Consider the following 18,584-nt stretch of genomic DNA (forward strand, 5'->3'; position numbering starts at 1 on the left):
ATGGCCAAGTAGACCGTGAAGCTCGCCTACGATTCCGGCGTCAACTTCTTCGACTGCGCAGACGCCTATTCGGGCGGCGCTGCCGAACGCTTCCTCGGCGAGACGCTGAAGCAGTATGAGAGACCTGGTCGCCCAGGGCAAGGTGCTGTACTACGGCGTCTCCGAAGAGTGGGGTTCGGCTCGCCTCGAGGAAGCCCGGCGCATCATCGACCGCTACAACCTGTACCCGATCACCGTGGTTCAGCCGCAGTACAACCTGAACGACCGTTACATCGAGCACGAGATCATGGGCACCTGCCGCAAGCTCGACATCGGCATCATCACCTTCTCCCCGCTCGCACAGGGTCTGCTGACCGGCAAGTACCGCAAGGGTCAGCCGCTGTCGGCCGGTTCTCGCGCCACGTGGGCTGACGAATCTGAGACTTCCTCCAACGGGAGCGATTGTTAAGCACCGAAATCGGTATCGCCTTGGACTTCGGCCTGAGCGATGGCGGTTTCGGCGTTTTTTGCTGTTTGCTTGATGACTTGGTTGTAACCGGTCAGGGCCGCGAACGGCATGAACTGCGCGGCCCGCTGGTGGCGGGACATGTGCGGATGCTTGCGCGACTGGTGATGGGGCAGGTCGATGATGTCGTCGTATGCCCGGGTCTCTTGCAGGGTCATGCGCGATGGCCTCCGATCTGACGGTTGCGGTCCTGACCGGTGGCGCCGTCTTCCATATCCATGGCTTTGATGACGGCGTTGCGGCCGAATTTACGTTTCACATCCAGCAGCGCACGCTGGATATCATGCTCTCGAGCCAACGTCTGTGCGGCGGCATCGTCCCCACAAGCCGGCATACGCCCGCTTCCGTCGCCACCGGATTCCGTGCTATCACAGTCATATCGCATATCGCCATCATCACCGAACAAATCAAGCTGCTCATAGCGTTTGCCCGCCGCCAGTTCTTTGGGCGTGGCCACATCATCGGCAACAACCGTGAGTCGACGCACCAGCAACCGCGCATCCACAATACGCTCGTACAGCATGGTCATCGCCTCGCGAATACGTGCGGCAGACGACGTAAAATCACCCAATCCAATCGACCCCACGGCCGACTTAGGCACCCGACGACCGAAACGGTCAACGGTCACCGGCCCTTGATAGGTCTTTGCCGCGCGTTCGGCGGCACGCCTCATCGCCCGGTCTGCGCATGAATCAAGCTTCGAAGCATCGAGACTGCCAATGTCATAGCCGACCGCCAGTGTCAGCCGATTCGTCATCACCCCCTTATCGACCAAATCGAGGGCGAGCGCATCGGCCATCTCCTTGGTGATCAGCCGGGCCGTGGCATAGTCGGCGGGACCGGTGAGCACCTGACCGCTGCTGATGCTGTGCGCACCTGGCTCATAGGATTGGATGTCCGCGATTTCGCACGGCTCCCAGCCCCACGCATGGTCGATGAGCAGTTCGGCATTCACGCCGAACATGCGATATAGCAGGTCTTCGTTGTAGTAATCCGAAGCACGACCCACCGAACATCGGGCGATATCGCCCATGGTCATCAGTCCGGCATGCTCGAGCTTCCTGGCATAGCCGCGCCCAACCCGCCAAAAATCGGTGATCGGACGATGGCTCCAGAGCAGCCGACGATATGACATTTCATTCAGTTCGGCCACGCGCACGCCGTCCTTGTCGGCGGGCATGTGCTTGGCGACGATATCCATGGCGACTTTGGCCAGATACATGTTGGAGCCGATGCCGGCAGTGGCGGTGATGCCGGTTTCATCGAGAATTTCGCGCACGATGGTTCGCGCCATGGCATGCGGCCCCATACCCAGCGAGCGCAGATATGGCGTGACGTCGATGAACACCTCGTCAATCGAGTAGACATGGATGTGCTCGGGTGCGGCGTATTTGAGGTAGATGCCATATACCTGCCCGCTGACCTCCAAATAGTGCGCCATGCGCGGCTTGGCGATGACCATCGAGGCTTTGAGTCTCGGCGAGCGTTCCAGGTCGCGCGCATCGCAGGACTCCCCGATTAATCGGCCGCCGGGAGCATGGACCGCGCGCTCGATGTTGACTCCATTCAGGCGCTGTTTTACCTCGAATAGCCGCGCACGACCGGGAATGCCATAGTTCTTCAGCGAGGGTGAGACCGCCAAACATATTGTCTTATCGGTGCGGGTTTCATCGGCCACCACCAGATGCGTGGTCAACGGGTCGAGTCCGCGCGCCGCGCACTCCACCGAGGCATAGAAGGACTTGAGATCAATGGCAATATAGGTATGCTCGCGTTGCGTCGATACCGTTCCGCTGCCCATCGCCATCACCTCCTTACCACCGCCGGCCCGACCAGCATATCAATACGGTCGAACATTTGTTCGATACAACATGTCTGTTCGAAGCTGCCGAAGTCGACGCACGCAACGCGCCCAAGCATGCTCTTCACCCACACCACACGCGCAGCGGCATGCATGCGTACCATGGGAATATGAAGAAAAGCATTACGGCAGACAGCGATTTTGCGGCGTGGGCGGCAGCCCGATCCCAGAAAACGAATCGATCACTGGCAGGAGCCCGCCTCGCGATTCCGGAGCCGCAGAAGCATGCCGAAATCAAGTCTCAGGCCCAGCAATGGGGCATGACCGTCGAAGATGCCACGATGACCGACGGACACAGCGAGGAATTCCTATGTGACGGCACACAAAGCATTGATTCCATTGCCGACATGCGCACGGCAAGCGGGCTGGAGGCAATGGAGTACGCGGAACAGCACATGCCGGTATTACGCGACACCATGGATGACCTCACCACCCGCGTCGATTTCTCAGGCATTCGTATTGCCGTCTGCCTGATACTGGAGCCAAAAACCGCGATTCTGCTGCGCAAGCTCAAGGCCGCCGGCGCAATCGTCGGCGTATATTGCGGCCCGGATTCCACGGATCCCCGAGTGGCGGAACAGCTGCGCCGAGAAGGAATCACGGTCGAATCCAGCCGAGCCTGGACCGCGGAACAGGCGCACGAGGCAGCCCTGCGCCTGCTGGACAAGATACAGCCGAACATCATCATCGACGATGGTGCCAGCTTCGCCCGTCTCGCCTCGCTCGAACGCCCCGAGCTCACGGCGAATCTCATTGGAGTGGCCGAGGAAACGACCAGTGGCGTACGCGCGTTCCAGCAGATGCAGGAAGCGGGAGCCCTCACCTACCCGGTCGTAGCTGTTAACGACAGTGTGCTGAAAACCGGATTCGACAACGCCCACGGCACTGGGGAGACATGCGTGACCACCATGCAGCGCATTCTCGGCGAGCATGCATTCGACGGTAAGAACGTCACCGTCATCGGCTACGGCCCGGTCGGCCAAGGCTTCGCACGGCGTATTCGCGCGCTTGGAGCCGAAGTCACCATCTGCGATATCGATCCAGTGGCTTCACTCAAAGCGGTGTTCGACGGCTTCGCCGCACAAGACATTGACGAGGCACTCCCTTGCGCGGATATGGTGGTGTCCGCCACTGGCGTGAGACATACAGTCACACTTGAGCACATGCGCGCAATGCACGAGGGCGCGGCGCTCGCAGTGATCGGCGGCATCGCCAACGAAATCGCCTTGGACGAGGTAAGCGACTTCACCCCACAGGTCAACAGGGACACCGCGCAACTCATTGTTCCCGACGGGCCAACGCTCACGCTAATCGCCGACGGCGATGGCGTGAACTACACGGTGGGAGGCGGCAATCCAATCGAGATCATGGATCTGAGCTTCGCCGTACAGGCCAGCGCCGTCGCATATCTTCTAGAACATCGAGGCACACTGGATCACACGCTTATCAGACTTGACGCAGCGACCGACCAGCGCATCGCCGCCAGCGCGCTCAAGGCGCGCGGATACCGAGCCAGCCATGCCGTGGAGGACAACGGCTACGATTGGCGACTGACCAGATTCGCGGAAAACGACCGAGAGAACGCCGACCGATAGCCATAGACACGGCACCGAACACAACGCAGCGAGGAGAATATGACCGACAACACCTGGCCGACCGTCGATACCGAGCTTATCGATGATGTGACACTGTATTCCGCCAAACTCATCATCCCCGTGACGGGCCCCGTCATCATCGATGGCGCAGTTGCCATACATGGCGACCGCGTGGTTCATGTAGGTAAACGCCGCTGGGTGCTGGAGGCGCTGAAGCAGGAAATGACGTCTCACGGCACCATCCGTGAACGGCATTGGGATGGGGTGCTCACCCCCGGATTGGTCAACGCGCACACTCATCTGCAGTACAGCGGCATGGTGCAGGTCGGGCAAGGCACCTACGATCGGTTCCGCGCCTGGGAACTGGCATTCAACGAGGTGTACGCCGAGGCGCAGAAGACCCAGCCATGGAAGCAGTGGGCCGAGGACGGTGCTCGCCAGATGGTCGAATCGGGAACGACGGCCGCCGCAGACATCGTCACCGATTTGGACGCCGCCGGCGCGCTGGCTTCGCAGGGCATGCACGGCATCGCTTATTGGGAGGTAATGGGCTGGCACAACGACGAATGGATGGAAAAGGGCCGCACCGAGCTCATCCGGCAGTTGCGACGGATGAACGAGGAGCAGCTGCCGAACCTCGGCATCAGCCCGCATGCTCCGTATACGCTGGAGTCCGAACCGTTCGTTGATCTTCCAGACATTGCTCGTCAGCTGAACATGCGACTGCATATCCATCTGGCGGAGACCCCGCTCGAGGCCGGCACTTATCCGCCGGTGCTCACCACTTATTCGGCGTCCGACTGGCGTGACCACGATTGGGAAAGCTACCGGCAGCTCAAGGACGTGGGCAAAGGTGCCTCCGCCATCCAGTTCGTCGATCAGCTTGGCTCGCTTGGCCCGGATGTGCACATTGCACACGGCGTGTGGGCCAATGGCGAGGATCGGCGTATTCTACGTCAGCGCGGCGTGGGCGTGGCCTTGTGCCCCCGATCGAATCGCATTACCAACACCGGCAAAGATGCACCGGTGCGCGAATACCTCGAGGAAGGTAATCTGGTAAGCGTGGGCACCGATTCGCTCTCCAGCACGCCGACCCTCGATCTGCTTGATGACGTGTCGATGCTTTACGGCCTGGCCCGCGAACAAGGCTATGCCAGCGACGATCTGACACATCGCCTGATTCGTATGATGACGCTGGGCGGTGCCGCCTCCATGGGCATGCACGTGGGCCGAAACCGCATTGGACAGATCAACGCGGGCGCATTGGCTGATTTCGCGTTCTTCGACATCCCCGTCGACACATCATCTCCGGCCGGCATCGAAGAAACGCTGGAAACACTGGTGAAGCACGGCGCAGGCACGAACCGAGCCACGGTGATATCCGGGCGCGAAGCCTACAACAACATCTGGTGACACCGCTGACCTGACCTGACCTGATATCAAGAAGCCAAAACCAGCAAACCCGCCAAGAACAGGAGATCTCATTATGAGCGTCGCTTTGCAAGACATGAGTCCATACGCCCGGTCCATAGTGGAACGCCTTGGACTGGAAGCCCACCCCGAAGGCGGCTGGTACACGCGTGACTGGCAATCCCCGCACACGGATGAGGCCTCAGGCCGACCGCTATCGTCACTGATTTACTTCCTGCTGCCCGAGGGAGATGCCAGCACCTGGCATAAGGTCGATGCGGATGAGGTCTGGCTGTGGCATGGCCCGGCATCGGTCAAGCTGGAACTCGGCGGCAGCGGCGAGACTCCGGAATCCGACGAATCCAAGCGAACCGTAATCACCCTGGGTTCCGGCATCACCACCGATCAGGCCGACGTAACCGTATCGGGACATGCGGTCGTACCGGCTGGCGTCTGGCAGCGCACAGTGCCTGGCCAGGGCGATGCGCTGGTCTCCTGTGTGGTCAGTCCGGGATTCGTATTCGACGGCTTCACACTCGAACAGTGAACGCCATTTCGCTCTGCGCCAATATGAGATATTCGTTCGCTTACGCGCCAGATTGCGCGGCTCTAGCCGGCCATAAGCAATGGAGATAACCAGCATCCGAGAATATCGCCGTTTTGTAGTAACCCAATAGCCATACAATTGGCGCGCATGCATCAAGCACGACTTTGAACCGTGTGCATGACGAACACTTGAGGAGAGGAAGCCCATGTTCAATAAGCAACACATCGTCCGTACCATTGCGTCCACCGCCAGCATCCTGGCTCTGTCGTTCACCGCAGCCTGCGGTTCCGGCCAGTCCACCGCATCCAATTCCGCCGATTCGAACGACATCACCCAGCAGACGTACAAGCCGGGCAAGCTGACCATCGCCACCGGACAGCCGGCCTACGAGCCGTGGGTTATGAACGACAAGCCGGAAAGCGGTGAGGGCTACGAGGCGGCCGTCGCCTACGCAGTGGCCGACAAGCTCGGTTTCAAGAAGAGCGACGTGGTGTGGACCCGCACCGCATTCGACACCGCCATCGCTCCCGGCGCCAAGGACTGGGATCTCAACATCCAGCAGTTCGGCATCACCGACGAGCGCAAGAAGGCCGTTGACTTCTCGTCCAGCTACTACAACGACAGCCAGTCCGTCGTGGTCAAGAAAGACAGCAAGTTCGCCAACGCCACCAAGGTATCCGATCTGAAGAATGCGACCGTGGGCGTCATGGTCGGCACCCTTGCCTACGACTACGCCAAGGCGAACATCAAGGACGACATCCAGACGTTCAATGATGATGCCGCACTGGCTCAGGCACTTGACGCCGGTCAAATCGACGCACTGGTCACCAGCACCGTGGAATGCGTGTACATGGTGCAGTCCGAGCAGGTCAAGGACGCCAAGGTGCTCGGCCGTCTGCCTGACTCCGAAGACAAGAGCGGCATGGGCATCGTGCTGCCGAAGGATTCCAAGCTGACTGCAGCCGTGACCAAGGCAGTGGATGACCTGAACGCCGACGGCACCATCAAGAAGCTTCAGGACAAGTGGCTGGCCGAGTACACCACCGACCTGACCGAACTGAAGAAGTAAGTGGAGTAGGCTCACATCATAAGGTCACAACACCTTGGCCGGGCGCTGCGGAAATTTTCCTGTGACACCCGGCCATTCCGGCATTCAGGAAGCGAGCGACATTCATCACATGACCGCAGCACCAACCGAAACCAGGCAGCACAATGCCCCTGACGGACACGAGGTAAGTCAGGTCGAGCTCAAACGACGCCAATATCGTGTTCATCAGCAAATTCAATCGACGATTACCAGTCTGATCAGCACCATTGTGTTCGTTGTGGTCATCGTCATCGGCCTGAAGCTCTCCCCCGGCTGGCCACGAGTCAAGGAGACCTTCTTCTCCGGCGAATACTTCGTCAAATCGTTTCCCCATGTGCTTGACGGCCTATGGCTCAACATCCGCGTTCTGCTCGTCGCAGTGGTCGGCGTGGCGATTCTAAGCACGCTGATCGCATTGGTGCGCACCAGCCGCTCCCCTATTCTGTTCCCGCTGCGTATCCTGGCATTGATCTACACGACTGTGATGCGCGGCGTGCCTATTATCGTCGTGCTGTATCTAATCGGTTTCGGCATTCCCGGCCTAGGCTTGTTCGGCCGTATCGATCCCTCGGTACTCGGCACCATTGCAGTGGTAATGGGATACAGCGCCTACGTCTCCGAGGTGCTGCGTGCCGGTTTTAACGACGTACATCCTTCTCAGCGAGCCTCGGCCCGCTCGTTGGGCCTGACCTCCGGCCAGACGACCCGACTGATCGTCATTCCTCAGGCATTGCGCAAAGTGGCGCCCGCACTGATGAATGACTTCATCTCCATGCAAAAGGACGTCGGCCTGATTTCCGTGCTGGGTGCGGTGGATGCCGTGCGCGCCGCACAGATCGACGTGGCCAGCACCTACAACTTCACGCCGTATGTGGTCGCCAGCCTGCTGTTCATCCTGATGAGCGTGCCGTTCATCCTGCTGAACGACTGGTACACGGAACGTCTGCGTAAACGCGAACTCAGCGGAGGAACGGTATGAGCGGAATAACCAATATCACCACCGAGGCGAGTGACTCCCCCGTGAGCAACAAGACGGTGCTGCGTCTTGATGACGTGCGCAAATCCTTTGGAAACACGCAGGTGCTGCGTGGCATTTCCTTTGACATTCACCAACATGAGGTGGTGGCTTTGCTGGGGCCTTCCGGTTCGGGCAAATCCACATTGATGAAATGCGTCAACCTGCTTGAACAGGTCGATGACGGCCAGATTTGGCTGGGCAATACCGATATCACCGACCCGCGTGCCGACCAGGACAAGATTCGCGCACGTATCGGCGTGGTGTTCCAGCAGTTCAACCTCTTCCCCCACATGTCGGTGCTCAGGAACGTGACCCTTGCCGCAATCAAGGTTCACCACTGGAGCAAGGATCGCGCCGAAACCCGCGCTATGGAACTGCTTGAACGCATCGGCATGCGCGATAAAGCCAGCGCCTACCCTGATCAGCTCTCTGGCGGCCAGCAGCAGCGCGTGGCGATTGCGCGCGCACTGATGACCGACCCGGAACTGCTGCTGCTTGACGAGATCACATCTGCTCTTGATCCGATGCTGGTCGGCGAAGTGCTCAACATGGTTGCCGAGTTAAAGGCCCAAGGCACCACAATTCTCATGGCCACGCACGAAATGAGCTTCGCCCACGACGCGGCCGACCGCATCGTACTGCTCCGTCACGGCGTCATCGCCGAGAACGGCACACCCGCCGAGGTGATGGACGAGTCGCAGGATCCCGAGACCATCGAGTTTTTCAGCCATTTTAGGCACTGAGACGAAGCCGAAGAACAAGCACCGGATTCATACGCCGAAAGGCCAAAATACTAAACCACTATTCACACTCCACTGATCTGGTGCTTAAACCGCGTCCGCGAACCCCAACAAGTTTCACCACCACCCCACAACACGCGATGTAGCCGCCGATTGGTAGGGTTGACGGATAGTTAATCCCCTGTTTGAAAAAGGAGCTTTGGCTTGTCGGCTGAACTCGAAGACATTCACGAGGAATGTGGCATCTTCGGCGTGTGGGGCCACCCTGACGCCGCCCGACTCACCTATTTCGGCCTGCACGCGCTGCAGCATCGCGGTCAGGAGGGCGCCGGTATCGTCTCCAACGATAACGGCCATCTGACCGGCCATCGCGGACTCGGCCTGCTCACCCAGGTATTCAGCGACGAGCGCGAAACCGAACGACTCAAGGGAGACCGGGCCATCGGTCACGTGCGCTACGCCACGGCCGGCTCGGGCACCACGGACAACATCCAACCGTTCATCTTCCGCTTCCACGACGGCGACGTGGCCCTGTGCCACAACGGCAACCTGACGAACTGCCCGTCGCTGCGCCGCAAGCTGGAGGACGAGGGCGCGATCTTCCACTCGAACTCCGACACCGAAGTCCTGATGCACCTCATCCGTCGCTCCCTGCAGCGCACCTTTATGGACAAGCTCAAGGAAGCGCTCAACACCGTGCACGGCGGCTTCGCCTACCTGCTCATGACCGAGGACGCGATGATCGGCGCGCTCGATCCGAACGGCTTCCGTCCGCTCTCCCTCGGCAAGATGAAGAACGGCGCCTACGTGCTCGCCTCCGAGACCTGCGCCCTCGACGTGGTCGGCGCCGAACTGGTGCGCAACATTCGCCCCGGCGAAATCGTGGTGGTCAACGACCACGGCTACAGGATCGTGCAGTACACCAACAACACGCAGCTGGCCATCTGCTCGATGGAATACATCTACTTCGCCCGTCCGGATTCCGACATCTACGGCGTCAACGTGCACTCCGCCCGCAAGCGCATGGGCGCGCGTCTGGCGCAGGAGTCCCCGGTCGAGGCCGATATGGTCATCGGCGTGCCGAACTCCTCCCTGTCCGCGGCCTCCGGCTACGCGGAAGCGGCTGGGCTGCCCAACGAGATGGGTCTGATCAAGAACCAGTACGTGGCCCGTACGTTCATCCAGCCCACACAGGAATTGCGCGAGCAGGGCGTGCGCATGAAGCTGTCCGCCGTGCGCGGCGTGGTCAAAGGCAAGCGCGTGGTCGTCATCGACGATTCGATCGTGCGCGGCACCACCTCCAAGCGCATCGTCCAGTTGCTGCGCGAGGCCGGCGCCGCCGAAGTGCACATGCGCATCAGCTCGCCGCCGCTCAAGTACCCGTGCTTCTACGGCATCGACATCTCCACCACCAAGGAGCTCATCGCCGCCGAGAAAAGCGTCGAGGAGATCCGCGAATACATCGGTGCCGACTCGCTGGCCTACCTGTCGCTGGACGGTCTGGTCGAATCGATCGGCCTGAACGCCGACGCCCCTTACGGAGGCCTGTGCGTCGCCTACTTCAACGGCGACTACCCCACCGCGCTCGACGACTATGAGACCGACTTCCTGAAATCCCTCACGCCCGAAGACCGCGTGCGCCTGCCCGAATTCGCGCTGTACAAGAGCAAGTACATCGGCAACGAGTACAACACCGTGCAGCCGGAAGCCGAATAGCTCACCACCAATCCACTCAATAACAATTCTTTGAACCAGAGGCGCTTGCCTCCCCTCAGTCGGCTTTGCCGACGGCCCCCCTCCAGAGAGCGGAGCCAAAATAAGTAGAAAGGCCAACCAAATGCCAAAAGCATATGAGAACGCCGGCGTGAGCGTCGAAGCCGGGTACGAAGTCGTCAAGCGTATCAAGTCGCACGTGGCCCGCACGAACCGCCCTGGCGTAGTTGGCGGTATCGGCGGTTTCGGCGGTCTGTTCGACCTGGCCTCCCTGGGATACAAGGAGCCGGTTCTCATCTCCGGCACCGACGGCGTGGGCACCAAGCTCATGGTCGCCAAGCTGGCCAACAAGCACAACACCATCGGCATCGACTGCGTGGCCATGTGCGTCAACGACATCGCCGCCCAGGGAGCCGAGCCGTTGTTCTTCCTTGACTACATCGCCTGCGGCAAGAACGACCCGGCACTGCTTGAGCAGGTCGTGGCCGGTGTGGCCGACGGCTGTGTACAGGCCGGTTCCGCGCTGGTCGGCGGCGAAACCGCCGAAATGCCGGGCATGTACGACGAGGACGAGTACGATCTCGCCGGATTCTCGGTCGGCGTTGCTGAAAAGTCCGCCATCGTGGACGGTTCCACCATCGTTGAAGGCGACGTGCTCATCGGCCTGCCCTCCACCGGCGTACACTCCAACGGCTTCTCCCTGGTGCGCAAGGCCCTGTTCGAGCAGGCTGGCTACACCGTGGACACCAAGCTCGACGAGCTGGGCGGCGAAAAGCTCGGCGACGTGTTGCTCACCCCCACCAAGATCTACGTCAAGGCCCTCTCCCCGCTGTTCAAGGCGGGCGTGGTCAAGGGCGTGGCCCACATCACTGGCGGCGGCTTCATCGAGAACATCCCGCGCATGATCCCGGACGGCCTGGCCGCCGAGATCGAGCTCGGCACCTGGCCTGTGCTCCCGATCTTCGACGTGCTGGAGAAGGCTGGCAACATCGATCACAAGGAGATGTACAACATCTTCAACATGGGCATCGGCATGGTGCTGGCCATCGACCCCGCTCGCAAGGACGAGGCGCTGAAGCTGCTCGCCGACAACAACGAGCCCGCCTACGTGCTCGGCCAGATCACTGCCGACACCACCGGCACGCAAATCGTACTGAAGTAACTCGCTTTCCGCAGGAAAGGAACAACATGGGTCAGAAAGTATTGGTTATCGGCTCCGGTGCGCGTGAGCACACCATTGCCTACACGCTGCTCAAAGCGCCGAGCGTCGATGAGGTCACCGTGGCTCCCGGCAACCCGGGCATGCTCAAGGACGGCATCCATACCACGCAACTGAGCCAGTCGAACCACGCCGCACTTATCGAATTCGTGAAGAATAATGGCTATGACTGGGTATTCGTAGGCCCGGAAGTCCCGCTGATCGAAGGCATCGTGGACGATTTCGCCGCCGCGGGCATCAAGGCGTTCGGCCCCTCCAAGGCCGCCGCCCAGATTGAAGGCTCCAAGAACTTCGCCAAGCAGCTCATGGAGCGTCATGACATCCCGACCGCCCACTACCAGACCTTCATCGACCTGGAGATGGCGCAGGCGTACGTGCACGAGCATGGCGCCCCGATCGTCATCAAGGCCGACGGTCTGGCTGCCGGCAAGGGCGTGACCGTAGCCATGGACGAGCACACCGCCCAGCGCGCGCTCGAGGACATCTTCATCGACCACCGCTTCGGCGCCGCCGGCGCCAAGGTCGTCATCGAGGATTTCCTGGAAGGTCAGGAGTTCTCCCTGATGAGTTTCGTCAACGGCACCGATTTCTGGCCGATGCCGATCTCGCAGGATCACAAGCGCGCCCATGACGGCGACGAGGGCCCGAACACCGGCGGCATGGGTGCCTACAGCCCGGTGCCGCAGATTCCGCAGTCCGTGATCGACGAGGCCATCGAGAAAATCGTGCGCCCCACCGTCGAAGGCATGGCCGAGGAAGGCACGCCGTTCACCGGCATCCTGTACGCCGGCCTGATCGCCACCGCCGACGGCCCGAAGGTCATCGAATTCAACGCCCGTTTCGGCGACCCGGAAACCGAAGTCGTGCTCCCGAAGCTCACCTCCGACCTCGGTGCCGGCATCTCCGCCATTCTCGACGGCGAAACCCCCGAATTCACGTGGAATGAGTCCAACGCCACCCTCGGCGTGGTCATCGCCTCCAACGGCTACCCGGAGAATGTCATCAAGGGTGCCCGTGTGCCCGAAATCGAGGTCGACGAGAATTCGCATGTCTACTATGCCGACGTCACCTCCGACGACAAGGGTGGTCTGATTGCCAACTCCGGCCGTGTCCTGCTCGTCGAAACCTCCGCCCCGGACATCAACTCCGCCCAAGACAAGGTCTACGCGATCATCGACAAGCTCGAGCTGCGCGGACTGTTCTACCGCCACGACATCGGCTTCAAAGCCCTGAAGTAGCAGAAGCGGCGCATCTGCCGCATATTTTTGGCCCGGTAGCCATGTCAATCGATTGACGTGGCTACCGGGCCAGATTTTTCTGTCCCGGTAGCCGATTTCGGCTCTTTTCCGCAAACCAGGACAGTTGAACACCTCGAATATAGGAATATTTGGAATTCCCTTCCATGCAAAACCGCACTATTCCGCCATTTTCGTAATACGCGGACGATACTTTCGGCGTCAGTTTTGTCCCGGTAAGCAGAAAATGACTCGAAATCAAATACCAGGACAGAAAAATCTGGCCCGGTACACGAATCAATCGATTGACGTGGCTGCCGGGACAGCGAACGTCACTATGACAACGCCATCACCCAATATCAGCGAGCGATATCACGCTAGCTGAATTTGGCGATGATGTTGAACAGTTTGGCCTTGGCTTCATTGAAGGGCGGGTACACGAGGCGCAGAGTGTCGGGGAACTGCGGCTTGGTAACCACGGTTTTGACGTGGCTGAAGGTGAGGAAGCCTGCTTTGCCGCGGTAGGCGCCGATACCGGAATCGCCCACACCGCCGAACGGCAGTCGGCTGGAAAGCAGATGGCCCAACGGCAGCGAGTATCCAAGAGCACCGGAACTGGTCTGACGTTCGAAAGTCAGCCGCACCTCGTGATCGCGCGAGAACACGTACGCAGCCAACGGTCGAGAGCGCTTGTTGATGAATCGGATTGCGGACTCGGCATCCTCGACCACCAGAATCGGCAGAATCGGCCCGAAAATCTCCTCCTTCATTACCGGCGCATCTGGCGACGTGCCGTATAGTACGGTGGGCGCGATATATCGGGCGGCGCGATCGACCTTGCCGCCGCAAACGATTCGACCGGCCGGGTCGAACACGCCGGGCACCTTGTGAATCTCGCTCGGCTCGACAGCGGCCGAGGCAGTCGCATCACTATCAGCGGCTGCCGTATTCGAACCGGCCGCCGGCTTCGCCGCATTGTTCGCGCTACCGGCACCGCCACCGGCTGTCTCCCCCGCGCTTCCGCGTCCGGCAGCCACGACATTGAAGCGCCGCCCGACCATATCCATGGCCGCGCCTACCGCCGATGCCACCTGCACCAGCGGCGAGCTCGGCTCCTCAGGCGGCACGGTGCCGACGGGCAATAGCTTGCACAGTCGTTCAAAATGACGATCGTTGATAATACGACCAAAATCAGGCGAGGCTTTCGGATCTTCACCATAGAATTCGGTGATGGCTACGGCGATGCGCTCGGCCAGAGCCTCGGCCACATCCGGCGTGGCGAGCACATAGTCGGGTGCCACGCAGGTCTGTCCGGCATTGGTGAACTTGCCCCATGCGATACGTCGTGCGGCCACATTGATATCCACCGTACGGTCCACGAAGCACGGTGATTTGCCGCCAAGTTCCAGCGTGACCGGCGTCAGGTGCTTGGCCGCCGCCCGCATGACGATTTTGCCGACGTGACCGCCGCCGGTGTAGAAGATATGGTTAAACTGGCACTTCAGCAGTTCGCCGGTTTCCTTGGGCCCGCCTTCGACCACGCGCACGGCCTCGGGGTCAAGGTACTGCGGCACGAGTTCGGCGATAAGACGCGAGGTATTCGGCGAAAGCTCAGAGGGTTTCAGACAGATGGCATTGCCTGCGGCTAGCGCGTCGGCCATGGGCTCCAGAGCCAACAGCACCGAGTAGTTCCATGGCGAGATGATGAGTACCACGCCTTTGGGTTCGGCGATCGTCCAGCCGACGGCGGGCTGCAGCATCCAATGCATTGCCTTGGGATGGCGAGCGGCCCATAAACCGAGCCGATTACGGACGAACTTCGCCTCGCTGGCCACCAGATTGAGCTCCATCAGTATGGTTTCCGCCGCGGGTTTGCCCAAATCGGCCATGGCCGCGGATGCGAAGGCGTCGCGATTGTCCGTTACCAGCCGGCGCAGCGCATCCAATTGCGCCCGCCGCCAAGCCAATGGTCGGGTGCGGCCTGATTCATAGGCGTGACGTAGCCGGGTGAATTCCACATTGACCATGACGCTTCCTTCCCACACACCCCCGGAATGGTCTTCCCGGGTGCCGACCTACCCATCGTACGTCATCGCGCCCGCGTCCCGCCGTCGCGCCGGCGCGCGCCGCCCGGGTTTACGGCAACGTCATGAAATCAGTGTCTTTGAGGTAGTTTTTGCCGGCAGTGATGTCGTATTGGATGAGCTTGTAGTCGGCAAGCAGCTGCTTGGTTTCCTTGTCGAAGTCATCGGTGGACATCGGGTTGCCGTTCTGATCAAGGTAGATGCTCTGGCCTTCGGGGATACGGTCCCAGCCTTGGATCTTGTTGACCACGGGCGGTTCCATGGCGGCGATCTTGGAATGCATCTCGGTTAGGAACGCCAGATACGGGCTGACCTTGGCGTTCATGTGATCGGCGGCCTGCGCCACGAAGAAGTTCGGCGAGGAGTAGGCTGCATCACTTGCTTTATTGCCTTGGGAACCAGAGACCTTGTTCGACCAGATGAAGTAATCGGTCAGGTGCAGGGCCAGGGAATTATTGTCATCCTCACTGGCGGACGAGTAGATGCCCGGCAAGTGGTCGCCATAGAACACCACGGTGACGGGCTTATCCAGCGCATCCAGTTCATTCAGGAACTCCTGAGTGGCCTGATCGGTAATCTCCACGCCCTTTTGATAGGTCTCAATCGACTGCTGTTCATCATCACCCAGCGGCGTACCCGTGGTGGATTCGGCGGTGTAGTCGTTATTCTCATACCACTCGTGGTAGGGCATGTGATTCTGCATGGTGATGATCTGGATGAATTTGTTCGTCTTGCCGGACTTGATGCCTTCCAGCGCAGAATCATAGGAAGACTTATCAGAAACGTACGGCGACTCGTCGATCTTGTCCTGATACTTGATCACGTCCGGACCGGTCAACGTGTAGAAGTGCGAGAAGCCGAACTTCTTGTAGTTCGTGGCACGCGAGTACATGCTGGATTCGTACGGATGATAGCCGAGCGAGTTGGCGGGCGCGCCCCACATCTGGTTGATGGTGGGGGTCCAATGCTGGCTCGGGACCAGCTGCTGGTACGGGCTGGACAGGGAGGAATCGAAATTGGCCATGCTCAGGCCGGAAAGTCCCATGTATTCGAGGTTGGCCGTACCGCCGCCGTAGCCGGAGGAGAGCATCAGGCCGGAGGTGGTGCCCGCCTTGATCTTGCGGATGCTGGGCATCGCATCCTTGCTGGTCTTCAGTCCCGGCACGCGGCTCGGGTCGGAGAAGGATTCGGACAGCACGTACACCACTGTCGAATCAGTAAGATTATTGGTGCGGGAGGCGTTGATCGTCCCCGCTTTCTTCTGGTAGCGAGCGGCGACCTTCTTCATGGTCTCCTCGGAGTAGTTGCTCGGCTTGTCCATGATCTTCGGGTCAAGCTGGCGGGTGAAGGCCACGAGCGGGCCATTGCGCTGCGCGTCATACACGGAATCCCACATGGATGGCGTGTCTCCCAAGGCGCTGGAGAATTTGTTGGCCAGCGAATCGGTGGTGCTCACATGCATGCAGTACAACGTGAACAGGAGTATCGGCAGCAGCAGCAGAATCAGACGGGACGTGAGGTTCAGACGGCGGTCATCCGTTTGAATCATGCGGCCCTTGCGCCCGTCGACGTAACGCAGCGCCAATACCGGGACGAGCAGCACGGCGAACACGGCGAGCGCGATGAGGATGGTCACGTGCGCGCCGGCCGGGGCGAAGGTGAGCATGTTGCCGGTATTGGAGCCGAGGAACCCGAGATCGGCGGGCAGGATGGCCTCGTAGCGGATCTCGATTTTGAAATGCTCGATGACGGCCACGATGATCCCGGCCGCGAGCATCACGATGCTCGACGCCCAGAACCGGTTGAGCAGCATCAGGAGCATAAGGTACAGCAGCGCGACAAGTATCACGTTGAGCACGAACACGAAATTGCCGTCGGTCCACATCTTGCTCACGAAGCCGAATCCGACGGTCGGACTGGACAGCTGCACGCGGGTGGAGCTGGACGAAACGCCCACTTCGAGCGCCGTCACGACGATGATGTCGAAGATAACGAAGAGCACGCCGTACACCCAGCCGGGGAAGGGCTTGTGGGGGTGCTGGGGCGTGACTTCATTGGCTTCGGCCTTTTTGGCCCAAAGCTTGAAATGGGGTTTCACTGTGGTGGTACTACTAGTGTTCTCGCTCATTCGCCTGTTTCCGTATGTGACTTTTCAAGTGCATATTGTTGCCACTGAACTTTGGAAAATCCATAGTTCCACTATTTTCTTACCGTTTCCTAACTATTCACCCTAACGCAAAGGGTGCCTCGGGACATCCCCGAAGCACCCTGATATATAAGGAGCCTTCCCTGATAGCGAAGTGTTCTGTTCTCCCCTAGACAACGCCTCGCTATCTGACTTGGCTATTTCCCTTATCGCTGTTGCGGATTGCCGGCTACTGCCGCATTACTTCACGGCGGCGGCGAACTGGTCGACCAGCTCGCTCATCCAGTCGAGCAGGTTGGTGTACTGCTTCGGCATCTGCTCGGTGAGCTCCACGATCGGCACGCTGGCGTCCTTGGCGGCACCGGTGATCTGGTCAGTGGTGGAGGTGGCTTCCTGACTGTTGAAGACGAGCATCTTGATGGAGCCAGCCTTCAGGGTGTCCTGGAAGTCCTTGATGTCGGCCGGGGTCGGCTCGCTCTCGTTGGCGGAGGCCTGGGCGTAGCCCTTCGGGGTGGCGTCGGTCATCTTGAGGTCGTCGGCCAGGTACCAGGCCACGGATTCGGTGGCGGCGTACGGCAGGCCCTCGGTCTTGGCGGAAGTCTCCTTGATCTTGGACTCAAGCTGGTCTTCCTTGGCGTGCCAATCCTTGTTGAGCTTGGCGTAGTCGTCCTTGTGGCTCGGGTCGGCCTTCTGATAGGCGGCGGTGATGGCGTCGGCGGTGCTGGAGCGCACCTTGGCGGAGAACCAGACGTGCGGGTTGTCGCCTTCCTTGATGCCGGTGGTCTCGGCGGCGGTGACCAGCGTGGCCTTGGTCGACTTGGCGGCCTTGGTGGCCCACGGGTCGTAGTCGGCGCCATTGACTACGGCTACCTTGGCAGTGCCGAACTTGGCGACATCCTGGCTGGTGGGCTCGTAATCGTGCGCCTCGACGTTGGTCTTGGCCATGATGTTGGTGACTTCGACGTTGCTTCCGCCGAGGTCTTCGGCCACGGAACCCCACTGGTTGATGGAGGCGACGACCTCGATCTTGCCGGAAGACGCGGCGCTGCTGGAATCGGACTTGCTGCCGGCGGCATTGCTGGAACCGCAGGCGGCCATCGAGAACAGGGTCGCCGAGGCGGCCGCGATGGCGAGCGCGCGCTTGGCGTTGGACATGATGGACATGATTGGATTTTCCTCTCTAATTCAGCTGTTTGGCTGGGCGATGTTGCTGTTGCTGCATCATCGCTCGGCCACCCACACGACAGAATAACATGTATTGAGAATTATTATCATTTGCATTTATATCGGCGTGTTGCACGCGCACACCCGCGCTGCTGGCGGAAATCCCGCGCCCCGACGACGGCAACGCGGGATCCCGCCGTTTTCGGCAGACGAAACGGCAGTATCCCCGCGTCCGAACGATACCCGCGCGGGGTTCTGCC

At 60.2% G+C, this 18,584-nt stretch carries 15 protein-coding genes and 1 pseudogene; 11 read left to right on the top strand and 5 right to left on the bottom strand.

What is annotated here, in order from left to right; all coding sequences use genetic code 11:
• Positions 1–15: 15 nt before the first annotated feature.
• A pseudogene (locus MMB48_RS08435) lies at positions 16–103 on the top strand (aldo/keto reductase); the annotation flags it as partial.
• A 12-nt stretch (positions 104–115) separates the two neighbouring features.
• Positions 116–448, top strand: a complete 333-nt coding sequence (locus MMB48_RS08440; protein ID WP_050496267.1) for an aldo/keto reductase — start codon at positions 116–118, stop codon at positions 446–448.
• Here the strand turns inward: MMB48_RS08440 and MMB48_RS08445 are convergent.
• The gene (locus MMB48_RS08445; protein ID WP_032744449.1) at positions 445–663 is read right to left on the bottom strand and encodes a hypothetical protein; all 219 of its coding nucleotides are present in this window, start codon (positions 661–663) and stop codon (positions 445–447) included. The two genes, MMB48_RS08440 and MMB48_RS08445, sit on opposite strands and share 4 nt — an antisense overlap.
• Positions 660–2,306, bottom strand: coding sequence for a Y-family DNA polymerase (locus MMB48_RS08450; RefSeq protein WP_265074939.1), 1,647 nt, complete (start codon positions 2,304–2,306; stop codon positions 660–662). Before MMB48_RS08450 ends, MMB48_RS08445 begins: the two co-directional genes overlap by 4 nt.
• 170 nt (positions 2,307–2,476) lie before the next feature.
• Between MMB48_RS08450 and MMB48_RS08455 the strand changes: the two genes are divergently transcribed.
• The 9 genes from MMB48_RS08455 (at position 2,477) to purD (ending at position 12,933) form a co-directional block, all read left to right on the top strand.
• The gene (locus MMB48_RS08455; protein WP_032744450.1) at positions 2,477–3,961 is read left to right on the top strand and encodes an adenosylhomocysteinase; all 1,485 of its coding nucleotides are present in this window, start codon (positions 2,477–2,479) and stop codon (positions 3,959–3,961) included.
• 39 nt (positions 3,962–4,000) lie between these two features.
• Positions 4,001–5,374, top strand: coding sequence for an amidohydrolase family protein (locus tag MMB48_RS08460; protein WP_032744451.1), 1,374 nt, complete (start codon positions 4,001–4,003; stop codon positions 5,372–5,374).
• 73 nt (positions 5,375–5,447) lie between these two features.
• Positions 5,448–5,918, top strand: a complete 471-nt coding sequence (locus tag MMB48_RS08465; RefSeq protein ID WP_032744452.1) for a cupin domain-containing protein — start codon at positions 5,448–5,450, stop codon at positions 5,916–5,918.
• A 205-nt stretch (positions 5,919–6,123) separates the two neighbouring features.
• The gene (locus MMB48_RS08470) at positions 6,124–6,987 is read left to right on the top strand and encodes an ABC transporter substrate-binding protein (protein ID WP_012578230.1); all 864 of its coding nucleotides are present in this window, start codon (positions 6,124–6,126) and stop codon (positions 6,985–6,987) included.
• A 109-nt stretch (positions 6,988–7,096) separates the two neighbouring features.
• A complete protein-coding gene (locus MMB48_RS08475) occupies positions 7,097–7,984 on the top strand; it encodes an amino acid ABC transporter permease (protein WP_032744512.1) in 888 nt (295 codons plus the stop codon).
• On the top strand, positions 7,981–8,766 hold the full coding sequence (locus tag MMB48_RS08480) for an amino acid ABC transporter ATP-binding protein (RefSeq protein ID WP_032744453.1): 786 nt from the start codon (positions 7,981–7,983) through the stop codon (positions 8,764–8,766). Before MMB48_RS08475 ends, MMB48_RS08480 begins: the two co-directional genes overlap by 4 nt.
• A 201-nt stretch (positions 8,767–8,967) precedes the next feature.
• On the top strand, positions 8,968–10,479 hold the full coding sequence (gene purF / locus MMB48_RS08485) for an amidophosphoribosyltransferase (protein ID WP_032744454.1): 1,512 nt from the start codon (positions 8,968–8,970) through the stop codon (positions 10,477–10,479).
• 121 nt (positions 10,480–10,600) lie between these two features.
• Positions 10,601–11,638: a phosphoribosylformylglycinamidine cyclo-ligase gene (gene purM, locus MMB48_RS08490; protein WP_032744455.1), complete on the top strand. Its 1,038-nt coding sequence runs from the start codon at positions 10,601–10,603 to the stop codon at positions 11,636–11,638.
• A 26-nt stretch (positions 11,639–11,664) separates the two neighbouring features.
• The gene (purD, locus tag MMB48_RS08495; RefSeq protein ID WP_032744456.1) at positions 11,665–12,933 is read left to right on the top strand and encodes a phosphoribosylamine--glycine ligase; all 1,269 of its coding nucleotides are present in this window, start codon (positions 11,665–11,667) and stop codon (positions 12,931–12,933) included.
• 374 nt (positions 12,934–13,307) lie between these two features.
• Here purD and MMB48_RS08500 read toward each other — a convergent pair whose 3' ends face one another.
• The 3 genes from MMB48_RS08500 to MMB48_RS08510 form a co-directional block, all read right to left on the bottom strand.
• Complete coding sequence (locus MMB48_RS08500) at positions 13,308–14,957, bottom strand: aldehyde dehydrogenase family protein (protein WP_032744457.1); 1,650 nt, start codon at positions 14,955–14,957, stop codon at positions 13,308–13,310.
• Between the two features lie 109 nt (positions 14,958–15,066).
• Positions 15,067–17,142: an LTA synthase family protein gene (locus MMB48_RS08505; RefSeq protein ID WP_032744458.1), complete on the bottom strand. Its 2,076-nt coding sequence runs from the start codon at positions 17,140–17,142 to the stop codon at positions 15,067–15,069.
• Positions 17,143–17,400: 258 nt separating this feature from the next.
• Positions 17,401–18,324, bottom strand: coding sequence for a metal ABC transporter solute-binding protein (locus MMB48_RS08510; protein ID WP_032744459.1), 924 nt, complete (start codon positions 18,322–18,324; stop codon positions 17,401–17,403).
• Positions 18,325–18,584 lie beyond the last annotated feature (260 nt).

The sequence above is a fragment of the Bifidobacterium sp. FKU genome (assembly GCF_026016385.1).
Classification (GTDB): Bacteria; Actinomycetota; Actinomycetes; order Actinomycetales; family Bifidobacteriaceae; genus Bifidobacterium; species Bifidobacterium infantis.